The organism is Pseudomonas sp. DP-17, from assembly GCF_022380625.1.
In the GTDB taxonomy this organism is placed as follows: domain Bacteria; phylum Pseudomonadota; class Gammaproteobacteria; order Pseudomonadales; family Pseudomonadaceae; genus Pseudomonas; species Pseudomonas nitroreducens_A.
This window is the reverse complement of sequence record NZ_JAKSXG010000010.1, coordinates 272193-287014: the sequence shown is the minus strand read 5'-3', so window position 1 is coordinate 287014 and position 14822 is coordinate 272193. Positions and strand designations below refer to the sequence as shown.

15 protein-coding genes are annotated in these 14822 nt (G+C 61.3%); 12 read left to right on the top strand and 3 right to left on the bottom strand.

The window, feature by feature from the left end; translation table 11 throughout:
* Positions 1–5: 5 nt before the first annotated feature.
* The 11 genes from mltB to MJ122_RS17925 all read left to right on the top strand — a co-directional run bounded on the left by mltB (position 6) and on the right by MJ122_RS17925 (position 11628).
* Positions 6–1028 carry a lytic murein transglycosylase B gene (gene mltB, locus MJ122_RS17975; protein WP_085988875.1) on the top strand — a complete coding sequence of 341 codons (1023 nt, stop codon included), beginning with the start codon at positions 6–8 and terminating at the stop codon, positions 1026–1028.
* Complete coding sequence (locus tag MJ122_RS17970) at positions 1025–2047, top strand: septal ring lytic transglycosylase RlpA family protein (RefSeq protein ID WP_017521822.1); 1023 nt, start codon at positions 1025–1027, stop codon at positions 2045–2047. Before mltB ends, MJ122_RS17970 begins: the two co-directional genes overlap by 4 nt.
* Before the next feature lie 97 nt (positions 2048–2144).
* Positions 2145–3302, top strand: a complete 1158-nt coding sequence (locus MJ122_RS17965) for a D-alanyl-D-alanine carboxypeptidase family protein (protein ID WP_088421427.1) — start codon at positions 2145–2147, stop codon at positions 3300–3302.
* A 191-nt stretch (positions 3303–3493) separates the two neighbouring features.
* Positions 3494–3793 carry a DUF493 domain-containing protein gene (locus MJ122_RS17960; RefSeq protein WP_239745072.1) on the top strand — a complete coding sequence of 100 codons (300 nt, stop codon included), beginning with the start codon at positions 3494–3496 and terminating at the stop codon, positions 3791–3793.
* The gene (gene lipB / locus MJ122_RS17955; protein WP_088421426.1) at positions 3793–4446 is read left to right on the top strand and encodes a lipoyl(octanoyl) transferase LipB; all 654 of its coding nucleotides are present in this window, start codon (positions 3793–3795) and stop codon (positions 4444–4446) included. Before MJ122_RS17960 ends, lipB begins: the two co-directional genes overlap by 1 nt.
* A complete protein-coding gene (gene lipA / locus MJ122_RS17950; RefSeq protein ID WP_239745071.1) occupies positions 4443–5438 on the top strand; it encodes a lipoyl synthase in 996 nt (331 codons plus the stop codon). The genes lipB and lipA overlap by 4 nt, the downstream gene beginning before the upstream one ends.
* A gap of 319 nt (positions 5439–5757) precedes the next feature.
* Positions 5758–6261 carry a fimbrial protein gene (locus MJ122_RS17945; protein WP_141099383.1) on the top strand — a complete coding sequence of 168 codons (504 nt, stop codon included), beginning with the start codon at positions 5758–5760 and terminating at the stop codon, positions 6259–6261.
* A 92-nt stretch (positions 6262–6353) separates the two neighbouring features.
* The gene (locus MJ122_RS17940; RefSeq protein WP_239745070.1) at positions 6354–7103 is read left to right on the top strand and encodes a fimbria/pilus periplasmic chaperone; all 750 of its coding nucleotides are present in this window, start codon (positions 6354–6356) and stop codon (positions 7101–7103) included.
* A gap of 121 nt (positions 7104–7224) precedes the next feature.
* Positions 7225–9939, top strand: coding sequence for a fimbria/pilus outer membrane usher protein (locus MJ122_RS17935; protein WP_239745066.1), 2715 nt, complete (start codon positions 7225–7227; stop codon positions 9937–9939).
* 19 nt (positions 9940–9958) lie between these two features.
* On the top strand, positions 9959–10933 hold the full coding sequence (locus MJ122_RS17930; RefSeq protein WP_239745064.1) for a fimbrial protein: 975 nt from the start codon (positions 9959–9961) through the stop codon (positions 10931–10933).
* Positions 10934–11124: 191 nt separating this feature from the next.
* The gene (locus tag MJ122_RS17925) at positions 11125–11628 is read left to right on the top strand and encodes a fimbrial protein (RefSeq protein WP_239745062.1); all 504 of its coding nucleotides are present in this window, start codon (positions 11125–11127) and stop codon (positions 11626–11628) included.
* A gap of 88 nt (positions 11629–11716) precedes the next feature.
* On the opposite strand, the gene MJ122_RS17920 is transcribed toward MJ122_RS17925, so the two are convergent.
* The 3 genes from MJ122_RS17920 to arfA form a co-directional block, all read right to left on the bottom strand.
* Complete coding sequence (locus tag MJ122_RS17920; RefSeq protein WP_239745061.1) at positions 11717–12979, bottom strand: lytic murein transglycosylase; 1263 nt, start codon at positions 12977–12979, stop codon at positions 11717–11719.
* Positions 12980–13250: 271 nt separating this feature from the next.
* Positions 13251–13550, bottom strand: coding sequence for a hypothetical protein (locus MJ122_RS17915; RefSeq protein ID WP_239745059.1), 300 nt, complete (start codon positions 13548–13550; stop codon positions 13251–13253).
* A gap of 71 nt (positions 13551–13621) precedes the next feature.
* Positions 13622–13774 (bottom strand): alternative ribosome rescue factor ArfA, encoded by a 153-nt coding sequence (gene arfA / locus MJ122_RS17910; protein WP_239745055.1) that lies wholly within the window; start codon positions 13772–13774, stop codon positions 13622–13624.
* Positions 13775–13952: 178 nt separating this feature from the next.
* Between arfA and MJ122_RS17905 the strand changes: the two genes are divergently transcribed.
* Positions 13953–14303 carry a YciI family protein gene (locus MJ122_RS17905; protein ID WP_017521811.1) on the top strand — a complete coding sequence of 117 codons (351 nt, stop codon included), beginning with the start codon at positions 13953–13955 and terminating at the stop codon, positions 14301–14303.
* Positions 14304–14822 lie beyond the last annotated feature (519 nt).

Here is a 14822-nt window from a genome sequence, read left to right as displayed (position 1 = left end):
CAAGAGTGAAGAAAGGAATGCAAGTACTGCGCGCCTGGGCTGCCAGGGGGGTGCATTGGGTCGGAATCGCGGGGGCGATCGGCATGTCCGGCGCCGCTGGTGCGGGCGACTACGATGGTTCGCCCCAGGTCGCCGAGTTCGTCAGCGAGATGACCCGTGACTACGGCTTCGCCGGCGAACAGCTCATGGGCCTCTTCCACGACGTGGAGCGCAAGCAGTCCATCCTCGACGCCATCTCCCGCCCGGCCGAGCGGGTGAAGACCTGGAAGGAATACCGTCCGATCTTCGTCACTGACGCGCGCATCAGCCGGGGAGTGGACTTCTGGAACCAGAACGCCGAGGCCCTGGCCCGCGCCGAGCAGGAATACGGCGTGCCGGCGCAGTACATCGTCTCCATCATTGGCGTTGAGACCTTCTTCGGCCGCAACACCGGCAACTTCAAGGTGATGGACGCGCTGTCCACCCTGGGCTTCGACTACCCGCCGCGCGCCGACTTCTTCCGCAAGGAACTCAAGCAGTTCCTGCTGCTGGCCCGCGAACAGCAGGTCGACCCGCTCAGCCTGACCGGCTCCTACGCCGGCGCCATGGGCCTGCCGCAGTTCATGCCGAGCAGCTTCCGCGCCTACGCCGTGGACTTCGACGGCGACGGCCACATCAATATCTGGAGCGACCCCACCGATGCCATCGGCAGTGTCGCCAACTACTTCAAGCAGCACGGCTGGCACACCGGCGAGCCGGTGGTGTCGCAGGCGGAAATCGGCACCTCCACCGCCGAGGGCGCGCTCACCCAGGGGCTGGAACCGCAGATGAACCTCGGTCAGCTACGCTCTCAGGGCTGGCGCACCCATGACGTGATCCGCGACGACCTGATGGTGACCGCCATGCGGCTGGAGGGGGCGCAGGGCACCGAATACTGGGTCGGCCTGCCGAACTTCTACGTGATCACCCGTTACAACCGCAGCGCCATGTATGCCATGGCGGTGCATCAGCTGGCCGGCGAGATCGCCAAGGCGCGAGGTGTCCATTGAGCAAGCGAATCGCAAGTCCCGGCCTCTGGTCGCTGGCCGCCTGCGTTGGCCTGAGCACCCTGTTCCTCGCCAGCTGTACGGGCAACCGCGCGCCGCAGCCCCAGCCGCAGGTCAGCAGCGGCATTTCCGGGCCCTACGACTACAACCGCCCGCACCGCGACGGCGCGCCCTGGTGGGACGTGGACGTTTCGCGCATCCCGGATGCCGTGCCGATGCCGCACAACGGGCCGTTCAAGAACAACCCCTACACCGTGCTGGGCAAGACCTACTATCCGCTGAACAACGCCAACACCTACAGCGTTGTCGGCACCGCCTCCTGGTACGGCACCAAGTTCCACGGCCAGGCCACCGCCAACGGCGAGCAGTACGACCTGTACGGCATGACCGCCGCGCACAAGACCCTGCCGCTACCCAGCTATGTGCGCGTGACCAACCTGGACAACGGCAAGAGCGTCATTGTTCGCGTCAACGACCGCGGCCCGTTCTACTCGGACCGGGTGATCGACCTGTCCTTCGCCGCCGCCAAGAAGCTCGGCTACGCGGAGACCGGCACTGCCCACGTGAAGGTCGAGGGTATCGACCCCGACCGCTGGTGGGCCTCCCAGGGCAAGCAGCCGCCGATGATCATGGCGCTGCCGAAGATGGCCTCGCAGCCCGCTGCGCAGCCGCAGGCGGTCGCCATGGCCCAGCCGATCGAAACCTACACCCCGCCGCCGGCGCAGCACGCCGCGCCCGTGGCGCCGGTGCAGATCGACTCAAAAAAAAACGCTTCATTACCAGCCGATGGCCTGTATCTCCAGGTGGGTGCCTTCGCCAACCCGGACGCTGCGGAGCTTCTCAAGGAGAAGGTCGGCGGCCTGACGGGGGCGAAATCCTTTATCAGCTCGGTCGTGGTCAACCAGCAGACCTTGTACCGGGTACGCCTGGGGCCGATCGGAACGCAGGATGAAGCAAGCAGGATGCAGGACAGCATCCGCGTGGCCAACCTTGGCCAACCCAAGCTCGTGCGCCTGGACTGAGATTCCACCGCACGCGCTGCAGCGGCCCGTCAGAGGTCGCAGCACCGAGTTCCCCCCAAGGGGATTGTTTGACCATTAGTGAACCCCAGAGAGACGGATGAACATCTTCAACTTCGCCAAACGCCTGTCCTTGCTCGTGCTGTTCAGCGCCCCCGTGGCCAGCTGGGCAGCTGAAGTCGTTCCCGCCGCTCCGCAGCTCGCGGCCAAGGCCTGGGTGCTGATGGACGGCGCCAGCGGCAACATCCTGGTCGAGAACGCCGGCGACGAGCGCCTGCCGCCCGCCAGCCTGACCAAGCTGATGACCGCCTACATCGCCACCAAGGAGATCGAAGGCGGCCGCATCGCCGAATCCGACCTGGTGACCGTCAGCGAGCACGCCTGGCGCACCGGCGGCTCGCGCATGTTCATCAAGGTCGGCTCCCAGGTCTCGGTGAGCGACCTGCTGCACGGCATCATCATTCAGTCGGGCAACGACGCCTCCGTCGCCCTGGCCGAGCACATTGCCGGCAGCGAAGACGCCTTCGCCGACATGATGAACACCACCGCGCAGAAGCTGGGCATGAGCAACTCCCACTTCATGGACGCCACCGGCCTGCCCAACCCGGACCACTACTCGTCCGCCAAGGACATGGCGATCCTGGCTCGCGCGATCATCTACGGCGAGCCGACCCATTACGCCATCTACGCGCAGAAAGAGTTCTTCTGGAACAACATCAAGCAGCCCAACCGCAACCTGCTGCTGTGGCGCGACAAGACCGTCGACGGCCTGAAGACCGGCCACACCGACGAAGCCGGCTACTGCCTGGTGGCTTCCGCCGTACGGGACGGCCAGCGCATGATCGCCGTGGTGTTCGGCACCAACAGCGAACAGGCCCGCGCCGCCGAGACCCAGAAGCTGCTGACCTACGGCTTCCGCTTCTTCGAATCGCAGACCTTCTACAAGAAGGGCGCCGAGCTGACCAAGGCCATGGTCTGGAAAGGTTCCGAGCACGAAGTCAAAGCCGGCCTGTCCGAAGACCTGACCATGACCGTGCCGCGCGGCCAGCTCAAGCAGCTGCAGGCCAACATGGTGGTTGAGCCCAACCTGGTCGCGCCGATCCAGCAGGGCCAGGTCATCGGCAAGGTCGAGGTCAAGCTGGGTGACAAGGTTGTCCGCACCTCCGATCTGGTCGCCCTGAACGCCGTGGAAGAAGGTGGCTTCTTCCGCCGTATCTGGGACAGCCTGCGCATGTTCTTCTACGGTCTGTTCAACTGACCGCTCGTCCCGGCCTTGCACTTTTGTATACAAGGCCGGGATTGACCCGCCCGCGCAGTCGCAAACTCGGGTAAAATGCCCGCCTGCGACTGCCCGGTCCCTCCAGTGGCCCGGCGGCCGTCGTCCGATCCACCCGGAGCGCCCCGATCCCGGACGCTCATGCGGAGGCGGGCCACCCGCCCGCGAGAGCCATGACTGATATCCCTGATTCTGTCGATACCACAGAACAACCCGCGCCGAAGATCGAGTTTCCCTGCGAACGCTATCCGATCAAGGTCATCGGCGATGCCGGCGAAGGTTTCTCCGATCTGGTCATCGAAGTCATCCAGCGCCATGCGCCGGAGCTCGACATCACCACCCTGGTCACCCGTGACAGCCGCAACGGCCGCTTCCTGTCCGTGCAGGTGCTGATCACCGCCACCGGCGTCGACCAACTGCAGAACATCCATAAAGACCTGCGCGCCACCGGCCGCGTCCACATGGTGCTCTGATGGGCGAAACGCTGGGCTTTCGTGAGCTGGGTATCCTCCCTTACGAGCCGACCTGGCACGCCATGCAGCGCTTCACCGCCGAGCGCGAAGCCGCTACGCCCGATGAAGTCTGGCTGCTCGAGCACGAGCGCGTGTTCACCCAGGGCCAGGCCGGCAAGGCCGAGCACGTGCTGTTCCCTGGCGACATTCCGGTCGTCCAGGTCGACCGCGGCGGCCAGGTGACCTACCACGGCCCCGGCCAGCTTGTGGCTTATCTATTGCTCGATGTGCGCCGCTCCGGCATTGGCGTGCGTGACCTAGTCTCGCGCATCGAGCAGAGCCTTATCGGCCTGCTGGGCAGCTACGGCGTCACGGCTGTGTCCAAACCCGACGCTCCGGGCGTCTATGTGGACGGCGCGAAGATCGCATCCCTTGGCCTGCGCATCCGCAATGGCCGCTCCTTCCATGGCCTGGCCCTCAACGTGGACATGGACCTGGAGCCCTTTCGACGCATCAATCCCTGCGGTTACGCAGGCATGGCCATGACCCAGCTGAGTCAGCTGGCCGGCCCCATCGCATTGGCCGATGTGCGCGAGCGCCTGCGTGGCGAACTCGTCGAACGCCTTGGCTACGCGGCACAGAAGACCCTAACGGGCGGGATCCAACCTAGATGAGCACTGTTGTGGAGAATTCCGGCCAGGCTGCGCCGGCCGCCAAGCCGGGCAAGGTGGAAGTCGGCGTCAAGCTGCGCGGGGCGGAGAAGGTCGCGCGCATTCCGGTGAAGATCATCCCCACCGAGGAACTGCCCAAGAAGCCCGACTGGATTCGCGTGCGCATCCCCGTATCCCCCGAGGTCGACCGCATCAAGCAACTGCTGCGCAAGCACAAGCTGCACAGCGTCTGCGAGGAAGCCTCCTGCCCGAACCTGGGTGAGTGCTTCTCTGGCGGGACTGCCACCTTCATGATCATGGGCGACATCTGCACCCGCCGTTGCCCGTTCTGCGACGTCGGCCACGGCCGTCCGAAGCCGCTGGACGTCGATGAGCCGACCAACCTCGCCATCGCCATCGCCGACCTGCGCCTGAAGTACGTGGTGATCACCTCGGTGGACCGCGACGACCTGCGTGACGGCGGTGCCCAGCACTTTGCCGACTGCCTGCGTGAAATCCGCAAGCTGTCCCCCGGCGTGCAGCTGGAGACCCTGGTCCCGGACTACCGCGGCCGTATGGACATCGCCCTGGAAATCACCGCCAACGAGCCGCCGGACGTGTTCAACCACAACCTGGAAACCGTACCGCGCCTGTACAAGTCGTCCCGTCCGGGCTCCGATTTCGAGTGGTCGCTGGACCTGCTGCAGAAGTTCAAGCAGATGGTTCCGCACGTACCCACCAAGTCCGGCCTGATGCTCGGCCTGGGCGAGACCGACGAGGAAGTCATCGAAGTCATGCAGCGCATGCGCGAGCACGACATCGACATGTTGACCCTCGGTCAGTACCTGCAGCCCTCGCGCAACCACCTGCCGGTGCAGCGCTTCGTCCACCCGGACACCTTTGCCTGGTTCGCCGAGGAAGGTGAGAAGATGGGCTTCAAGAACGTTGCTTCCGGCCCTCTGGTGCGTTCCTCGTACCACGCCGATCAGCAGGCGCACGGTACCAGGATCGGTTGATCACCCGCGGGCCTCGCCCGACCCGGTAGCCGCTCGAAGAAAAGGCCGCCTCTCCCACGAGAGGCGGCCTTTTTCGTTTCCGCGTTAGGTGTTCCGTTTTCCAGCCATCCCTAGTGTGTAGGAATTCTCGATTTCGAATCGGAGGTTTCCTGAGGGCTTTGTCACCTTGGCCGACAGCACTGGACGAGTTGAATCAGCAGAATTCACAGGTCGCTTGCCCTTTTCGAGGGCGGCGCTCCACGCCATGGGGAACTTCGATATGGCTGAATTGGTGAGGAGCCAGTCCCCTGCATCCTGACCACACTGCTGAGTGAACAACATGAAAAAGCTGCTCGTAGCTGCAATTCTCTCCTCCGCTTCCGTTGGCGCATTTGCTTACGACGCACAGGTCAACTTCAACGGCGAAGTGCTGGACCAGACTTGTGAAGTAAACGGCAAGCAGGGCTCCGCGGTTGTCGATGTGACCCTGCCCACGGTCAACAAGAGCGCCCTGGCCGGCGCCGAAAGCTGGGCGGGCAACACACCATTTACCTTCAACCTGACCAACTGCCCTGTCAGCGCCACCACCGCCAAGTGGGAGATCACCGGCCAGGTCGACAGCGCCGGCACTCTGGTGAATACCGTTACTGGCACCAATGCCACCGTCCGCCTGCTCGACCCGAGCAGCAACTACATCAACATCAATACCGACCCTGGCTACAAGTTCACTCCGGCCGCCGATGGCAGCGCCACCCTGAAGTACATGGCGCAGTACTACTCCCAGGCGGGCTCCGCCACCGCCGGCAAGCTGCAGACCGTCGGTTACTGGACACTGACCTACTAATCGGTCTGCGCCGATTTCGGCGCCCGTGGTTGGCAATACCCGGGGGAGGCTTTCCATCTCGGGCTCCTCCGGTTCTCTAAGGTGATCGTGCAATGGCAAGTCTGACTTCAAAATCCCTCTGGTTCGTCGGTTGCCTGAGTGTGACCGCGCTCTGGTGTGGCCTGGCTCAGGCCGGGATCGTTATCCAGGGCTCCCGTGTCGTCTATCCCGCTAAAGAGCGGGAGGTCTCCATCAAGATGACCAACATCGGCGAACAGCCTTCCCTGGTGCAGGCCTGGGTCGACAAGGGCAATGAGAAACTCACTGCCGACAAGGCAGACGGCCCCTTCCTGATCACGCCCCCTATCACCCGTGTCGAGGCGAAGAAGGGGCAGACCCTGCGTCTGGTCTACACCGGCGATGATGCTGCGTCCAGAAAGCAGGAAACCGTCTTCTGGCTGAATGTGCTCGATGTTCCGCCCATGCCCAAGGACCAGGAGGCGAACTTCCTCCAGGTGGCCGTCCGTTCGCGGATGAAGATCTTCTATCGCCCCGAGGGCCTACCGGGTAACCCGAACCAGGCTGCGGAAAACCTGCGCTGGTCGGTTGCCCACGCCGGGAATGGTTACGTCATCCGCGCCCGTAACGACGGCGCATTCCACGTCTCGCTCGCCACTGTCCAGCTTGTTGCTGGCGGCAGGAGCTACGACGTGCGTAAGGACGACGTGAAGATGGTTGCCCCAGGCAGCCAAGTGGATTTCCCCCTGCCGAGTCTCACCGCTCAACCGGGTGCCGGCGCCAAGGTCGACTACCAGTGGGTGACGGATTACGGCGCATTGAACCAGCACGAGAGCGCCCTCTGATAGCTGCATGGCCGGATTGAGTCCGGCCAGTCGCATTCATCTGACTAGGTCCCCCTGCCCGGCTTTCTGCGCGGTGAGGATTCGTTCGTTCCCAAAAAAGTGGAGCACTGGAGAAAACACCATGGATCTGAAGCAAGGTACTGACTTCCTGCCGTTCGAGCGCTCCTCGCTGGCCGCCGCGGTCGCGGCCCAAGGAACTTCGCCGGTGGCCATTGGCTGTGGCCTGATGTTGGGAGCCTTGCTGATACTCGGCGGTAGCTCTGTTTGCGCCGCAGAGTCCGCAATCGGCGGGGCAGCTCCAGCCGCTCTCCATGATTCGCCATCCTTCGCTGCCTTCAACCCCAACTTCTTCGATAATGGCGGAAGCAGCCCCAGCGTCGATGTTTCACGATTCGAAAACGGTACGCCAGTTGAGCCGGGCACTTACCGGCTGGATGTCTATGTCAATGACGCCTGGATTGGCCGTATGCCGATCAGCGCGGTATCCAACGGCAGCGGCAAGGGTGCGACCACTCGCTATTGCGTCAAGGCCGCGCAGTTCCCAGAGATGGGGGTCGCCGTCAGCAAGTTGCCTGCGCAAAACCAGAAACTGGTCACCGGCGACTGTGTCGACTTCGCCGCCGCCGTCCCGGACGGCAAGATCGACGTTGACCTCTCCGAGCTGACCGCTCGCGTGTCTATCCCGCAGCTTTACGTGGGGCGGCAGGTGCGTGGCTACGTGGACCCTTCGCAATGGGACGGCGGCGTGACTGCTGGTTTCCTCAACTACGATACCAACCTGTATCGCACGGACAGCAGCGGCTCCAACTCCACGCAGAAGTATGCCGGCATCAACGCGGGGATGAACCTCGCTGATTGGCGCCTGCGATACAACGGTACCTACAACCACAGCAAGACCGACGGCAGCCCGGCGCAGAGTGGCTACCAGTCACTCAGCACCTATGCCCAGCGGGATGTCACCGCCTTGAAGTCGCAATTCACGGCGGGCCAGTACTATACCCCCAGCGACCTTTTCGACTCCGTGCCCTTCACGGGGATCCAGCTTGCCAGCGACGATCGAATGCTGCCCGACTCCCAGCGCGGCTTCGCCCCGGACATCCGGGGTGTAGCTGATACCAACGCGCGAGTGCGAGTGAAGCAGGGCGAGAACGTCATCTATGAAACCACCGTCGCGCCCGGTCCGTTCGAGATCAACGACCTGTTCAACACCGGCTACGCCGGCGACCTGACAGTGGAAATTACCGAAGCTGACGGTCGCGTGAAGTCATTCCTCGTGCCCTATGCCTCAATCAGCCAACTGGTGCGGCCAGGCGTGTCCCGCTACAGCTTGACGGGGGGGCAGTACCGTGACGACACCCTGGATCGTGAGCCCAACTTTGCCCAGGGCACCTACCAGTACGGCCTCAACAACCTGATGACCGCCTATACCGGCGGCATCGTGGCCAATTCATACCAGGCTGTCCAGGGTGGCCTTGCGTTCAGCACACCCTTTGGTGCCCTGGCAGCGGATGTCACCCAGTCCCATGCCACGGCTTTGCCCACCGAGCGTTATGGCGTCAAACCCGACATGAGCGGCCAGAGCTACCGGCTGACCTACAGCAAGTTGCTCGAAGCGACGTCCACCAACATGACCATTGCCGCCTATCGCTTCAACAGCGAGAACTACCTGAGCCTGCAGGATTACGCTCAGGTCTGGGGGCGGCTCAGCGAGAAGTATGACCTGGACCGTCAGCGCAACCGCTACCAGTTGACTGTCAATCAGCCGGTGGGGGAACGCAGCTCCTTCTACTTCAGTGGCTCCAAGCAGAACTACTGGAACCGTAGCGATACCGATACGAGTTTCCAGGCCGGCTACAGCACCGGGTTCAACTGGGGCACCGTCAACCTGAGCGCATCCCGGACCAGTACGGGTAGCACCAGCAGTCGCGATGGCCGCATTAGCGACAGCGATTACCAGAATACCTACATGGTCAGCATCAACGTTCCGATCGGTATGGACAGCGGTAATCCGTTGTCGCTGACTACCAACCTGAACGTCACTGACAACAAGAACAACAGCGTCCAGAGCACCCTCAGCGGCACCACGGGTGAAGAGCGGCAGATCAGCTATGCGGTCTACGGCTCGGGCAACAAGGTTGATAACGACCGCAAGTACAGCGGTGGTGCCAACGTCACCTACAACTCGCCCCATGCCATCTATACCGCCAGTGCCAGCGGCGGCGATGGCTACAAGCAGGCAGGATTCGGCGCTCGTGGCTCCATCGTGGCGCACCCGGGTGGCATCAATTTCAGCCAGAACCAGGGTGAGACCCTGGCCATCCTCGAAGCCAAGGGGGCTGAGGGGGCGTCGGTCAACTCCAACGTCGGGGCCAAGGTCGCCGGCAACGGCTACGCCGTGGTGGGTGGTCTGACCCCGTACCGCCAGAACGACATCGAGATCGACCCGAAAGGCACCTCCAAGGATGTCGAGTTGCAGGTCACCTCACAGAGCGTGGCGCCGCGCTTTGGCTCCATCGTCATGCTCAAGTACCCGACTACCACTGGTGCGCCAGTGCTCATGACCGTGAAACGGGACGATGGCGAGGTCATTCCGCTGGGTGCCGAGGTGTTGGATGCCAAGGGCAACAATCTCTCCATGGTAGGGCAGGGAGGGCGCATATTCCTTCGCGGCCTGGAGCCCACGGGACAGCTGCAGGTCAAATGGGGCGATGGTCCAGGCAAAAGTTGTGGCATCAATTATCAATTGCCGAAAGAAAACGCGAAGGATGCTTCATTCCTGAAGGTAGAGGAAATATGCCGTGCGATATTGGATAAACCTGCAATTGTAAAATTGTAACTTAAGTTGGTTATTGGTAATGGGAATTAGTTTTTCTTCATCGTTTAAGATTGCTCCATTGTTTTTCAGTAAATGGATGTGCGTCTTGGTGTTATCCCTTGGCTCTGTGGCTGCGCAGGCGGCCGCGTGTAGGATAACAGCAGGAAATGTTCAGTCGACTATTGCTCTCTCAGGTACCTTTTCTGTGCCAGCGAATGCTGCCGATGGTAGTGTTCTGGCAACCATTGTTAGCTCAGGGGAATCTGTTCAACCCAATGTCAACTGCACGGATACTGGGGGGACGATGTACTGGAATATAACAAGTCAGCCTCATGGGATGGCTGGGTCGAAGATTTATTCGACCAATTTGCCTGGTGTTGGGGTTCAGGTTGTAAGGAATAGAAATGGAACTGTCCTTCCATATGCCAGCACATACAACCCTATGGGTAATACCTACATAGTTAGGCCGGTATATAATTATGTATTTGTGAAGACGGGGCCTATTGCTTCAGGAGTTGTGGGGGCGATAGATGTTCCAACGGCCAATGTGACTGTCTCCAATCCTCCTAATGGGGTGCTCTCTTATACTACGGTTACTGGTTCGATAAAGTTCGTGGTAGCCGGATGTCATATTTCCATTCCCAATGTTTATATGGGAAGTCACAAGGTCAGTGAGTTTAGTTCTCGGCCATTCTCAAGTAATCCTGCGGATGTCAATGTGCAATTAACCAATTGCCCGCAAACTGTCCCTATTCGCTACCAGATGGACCAGATGACAGGGTATGCTAATCAATCGCAGTCCATTGTTAATGTTACTGGGGGGGCTGTCGGTGTTGGAGTTCAGTTGCTGGACTCCAGTGGGGCTGTGCCGTCACCAATGGGGAGTCAGCAGTTGATTGGATCTGGACAGCTTAACTACTCGCTCAGCTTTAAAGCTCGTTATTATAAAACTGGATCGGTGGTAGGAGCTGGAAAGGCTAATGCTGTCATGGGCTTCACCTTGTTCTATCAATGATTGAGTCTCAGTTAGGCGTGGTGGGTTTTGAGGATTTTACTAAATTAAACTTGGATGGTTGATTTTTCGGTGTAATGGCTTTCGAGGGCTATTTTTTCCTCGTTCTCGTTGGCTTTTTTCTTGATAGGTGAGGGCTAGAACTCAAATATTGAGTTCTGGTTTCTATGATGGTTCTTAATAAGGAGATTGAAATGAAACATCTGCTGGTTGTGGGAGCTCTTTCAATGTTGGCCAGTGGGGCGTTTGCTTTTGACGCTCAGGTGAATATCGGCGGCGAGGTCACGACAGAGTCCTGCAAGATCAACAACTCCACCACCGAACCAGTGTCGATCAATGTTCCGCTGAGCAGCATCAATACCAGCGCATTGCCATCGGTGGGCAGTTGGGCGCAGAACACCAAGTTCGTGGTGTCGCTGACGGATTGTCCGGGGGCGGTCAATGTTGTCTGGGAGAAGTTTGCCAACGTGGACGCGAGCACCGGTGCGTTGATCAATACGGTTTCCGGCGGCACCAACGCTCAAATTCGAGTGCTGGATAGGACCTTTACGCCGATCAATATGAATCAGGACACCGGCATTCAGGTGACCACGACCTCGGCCGACCTTCCTTACTACGCGCAGTACTACGCCAAGGTGACGCCAGTGACACCCGGCAAGATTTCCACCTTTGGTTATATCAGCCTGTACTACCAGTAACAGGGTGCCCGTACTCCGGTGGCTATTCGCTCGCCGGGTGTGGCAGGGTAAAAAGGCGCCTTCGGGCGCCTTTTTTCGTTTCGCCTGATCAGTGTGCGTTGCGCAATTGCTGCAGCAGCGCCGGGGTCGGGTAGCCGTCAGCCGGCTGATTGATGGACTGCTGGAAGGCGCGTATGGCCTTGCGCGTATTGGCGCCGATGATGCCGTCCACCGTGCCAGGGGCAAGGCCTCGGTCGGCCAGGGTCTGTTGCAGTTCGATACGATCGCTGCGGCTCAGCGGCGTGTCTGCCACTGGCCAGCTTCCCACCAGTTTTCCGCCGCCCTTGAAGCTGTCCGCCAGAAGGCCAACGGCCAGGGCGTAGGACGTCGAGTTGTTGTACTTGAGTATTGCGCGGAAGTTGTCGGTCACCAGGAACGCCGGGCCGCGATAGCCTGCCGGTAGCACCAGCGAGACGCTGGCTTGCGGATCCGAAGGCAGGTTGCCACTCGCCGGACGAACACCCAGGCGCAGCCACTCGGCCATGGGTTTGCGTATGTTCATTTCCGCCAGGGAGTAGTCGAAGCCTGGCGGCAGGCGTACTTCGAAGCCCCAGGACTGGCCGCGCTGCCAGCCGGAAGTCTTCAGGTAATTGGCCGTGGAAGCCAGGGCGTCGGTGGACGATCCCCAGATGTCGCGCCGGCCATCGCCGTCGAAGTCCACCGCGTACTGGTTGTAAGTGGTGGGAATGAACTGCGTCTGTCCCATGGCGCCAGCCCAGGAGCCGATCATGTTGCTCGCTGGTACATCGCCATGCTGGAGGATCTGCAGGGCGGCGATCAGCTGGTCGCGACCGAAGTCCGGGCGACGGCCTTCGTAGGCCAGCGTGGCCAGCGAGCGGATCACGTTCTTGCTGCCCATCTGCTGGCCGAAATTGCTTTCCATGCCCCAGATCGCTACCACTGCTTCGCGGTCCACACCGTAAGTCGTGTCGATGCGTTGCAGCACCTCCGCGTTCTGCAATAGGCGGTCCTGACCATTGCGCACTCTTGCCGGGGAGACGGCGCTTTCCAGGTACTGCCAGACGGGGCGAGTGAACTCGGGCTGACTGCGGTCGGCGGTCACCACCGAGTCATCCGGCTCGATGCCTTCGAACGCCTGATCGAAGGTCTGCGGGCTGATGCCGGCGGCCAGCGCGTGCGCGCGAAAGCCATCGCGCCATTGGGCGAAGCTTTGCGTGGGTTGTACATGCTCTACGGCTGCACCCTTGGGTGGAGGCTCGGTGCAGGAGGTCAGCAGGCCGAAGCTGGCCAGGGACAGAGCGGCGACGAGCAGGCAGCGTTGGCCGACAACAGGTGAAACAGGCTTGCGCATTGCTCTCCTCGGGAACTGGCAGGGGAGCGGCCACCTTAGCATGGCCACCGTGACGCGTCTGCCTGGGCAAAAGCGGTGGGTCTGCAGGTTCGATGACGCGAACGCGGGAAAATTCCCCTTCCCGATAGATGCCCCGTCGAGTGGTGCATCGGATTGATCTTTTAGGTAGGCGCGGATTTATACGCCATCCTCCGGCAGGCGCATCCCAGGGGGCCCATCGCGGCCCCACACACGCAGCGATCGGAAGTCCGCGGTAGGCATGGCGCAGCGGCTACTGCTTTGGCTTGCTGCCGGTTTCCTGGTCGACCTTCGGCGCGCTCTGGTTCAGCTCCTTGAGCATATCGTCGTAGGCGGCGCAGTCATCCGGACGTTGTTCGCTGGAGCGAGCCTTGTTCAGTTCGACCAGCTTTTCATTGAGCTTCTGCGCGCGCTGGGGATCGCTGCGGGTGACTTCGGTGACCTTGGCGGCGACCTGCTTGCCCTTGGCTTCAGCTTCCTGATCGGAGCAGAACGCATGGGCGGACAGGCTGAAGGGGAGGGCGAGGATGGCGACTATCAGGGGCGCTTTCATGGGTGGACCTCCACGGCTTGGCTGTCCGGTTGAAAGCGAAAGGGTGGGGGTGGTTCAGGTTTTCTGACGTTTCAGGCCGCCAGAAGCGAAGAAGCCTCCCAAGTGTGGGAGGCTTCGCGGCGGTAACTGCCTTTGCCCTTGAGCGGTTGCTCTTGGCGGCTGCGGAACAACGGTTGTGCGATCAGGGACTTGGCCTTGTTCGGCCGTTTGGATTTCTTCGCCATCTGACTTTCCTCGTTGGAGCCGGCGCCGTTGCCGGCGCGCGCATCTTCCGCCTATCCGGGATGCTTGTCCATGCCGCTGGTCTACCGGCGGGCGGGCCAAGGCGAGCCGTTGGCGTTCGGGGCTACGCTGGGACGACGGACCTTTCTGACATAACAGACAAGAACGAGGACAAGGGTGATGAAGTTTCTCTGCATGATCTACTTCGACGAGCGCAAGGCCGCCGCGCTGCCGGAAGCCGAGCTGCGTGGCATCGTCGACGAGTGCATGACCTACAGCGAACAATTGCGCCGCAGCGGTAACTACATCGCGGCTAACGCGCTGTTGCCGACGCCGACCGGGCGCACATTGCGCGGGCAAGGTGAAAAGCTTTCCGTCACCGACGGACCGTTCGCCGAGACGCGTGAGCAGTTAGGCGGTTTCTACCTGATCGAGGCGCAGAGCATGGAAGAGGCCGAACGCATCGCTGCGAAGATTCCGCCGGGGCGGCTAGGCTGCGTGGAGGTGCGTCAGGTACGGGAGTGGGAATGAGGCGGAATCCCTCTCGAAGGAAGCCCGCTTCCTCGCGATGAGATACCTCGGAGCTGGCCTGTAGGGCGCCCGATGGGCGCGATCGCGGGCGCGGCCCGCTCCTACAGGGGGATTGGCCTTCAGAATGCCTGTGGGCAGTTTCCTAAGAGGTGAACCGGGCCACGCTATGCGGCGAAACGTCCGGGTTTGAGCTGTCGGAACAGTGAAATCTCCTACCTTCTTTTAGCCTTGAGGGCCTACGTGCGTGCTCGCTAGATTCCGGCTGCCACGGTCAATCCCGTGGCCGGGTGTCGCAGCCCGGTATCGCCAACAGGTGCGCACGTAACACCTTTGCTCTCAAGTCAGGCAACCCTGTCTGATAGGTGATGCATCCATGGTGGGCCGTGCGGTGCAGGCTTATGCCTGGCCGGTCTTTCGCTCCTGTTCGCCGGTACTGCGACCTCCGCACGGTCCCGCCTCCCTAACTTGCGTCGCAGTGAGCTAGCGAGGCGGCTCTTCGCTGAAAAGGAGTGTTTTTGC

Bases quoted from the DNA above. Each gene is read 5' to 3' on its own strand.
- MJ122_RS17965 (WP_088421427.1), top strand. From the start codon at position 2,145: ATGAACATCTTCAACTTCGCCAAACGCCTGTCCTTGCTCGTGCTGTTC.
- MJ122_RS17960 (WP_239745072.1), top strand. From the start codon at position 3,494: ATGACTGATATCCCTGATTCTGTCGATACCACAGAACAACCCGCGCCG.
- lipB (WP_088421426.1), top strand. From the start codon at position 3,793: ATGGGCGAAACGCTGGGCTTTCGTGAGCTGGGTATCCTCCCTTACGAG.
- lipA (WP_239745071.1), top strand. From the start codon at position 4,443: ATGAGCACTGTTGTGGAGAATTCCGGCCAGGCTGCGCCGGCCGCCAAG.
- MJ122_RS17945 (WP_141099383.1), top strand. From the start codon at position 5,758: ATGAAAAAGCTGCTCGTAGCTGCAATTCTCTCCTCCGCTTCCGTTGGC.
- MJ122_RS17940 (WP_239745070.1), top strand. From the start codon at position 6,354: ATGGCAAGTCTGACTTCAAAATCCCTCTGGTTCGTCGGTTGCCTGAGT.
- MJ122_RS17935 (WP_239745066.1), top strand. From the start codon at position 7,225: ATGGATCTGAAGCAAGGTACTGACTTCCTGCCGTTCGAGCGCTCCTCG.
- MJ122_RS17930 (WP_239745064.1), top strand. From the start codon at position 9,959: ATGGGAATTAGTTTTTCTTCATCGTTTAAGATTGCTCCATTGTTTTTC.
- MJ122_RS17925 (WP_239745062.1), top strand. From the start codon at position 11,125: ATGAAACATCTGCTGGTTGTGGGAGCTCTTTCAATGTTGGCCAGTGGG.
- MJ122_RS17920 (WP_239745061.1), bottom strand. From the start codon at position 12,979: ATGCGCAAGCCTGTTTCACCTGTTGTCGGCCAACGCTGCCTGCTCGTC.
- MJ122_RS17915 (WP_239745059.1), bottom strand. From the start codon at position 13,550: ATGAAAGCGCCCCTGATAGTCGCCATCCTCGCCCTCCCCTTCAGCCTG.
- arfA (WP_239745055.1), bottom strand. From the start codon at position 13,774: ATGGCGAAGAAATCCAAACGGCCGAACAAGGCCAAGTCCCTGATCGCA.
- MJ122_RS17905 (WP_017521811.1), top strand. From the start codon at position 13,953: ATGAAGTTTCTCTGCATGATCTACTTCGACGAGCGCAAGGCCGCCGCG.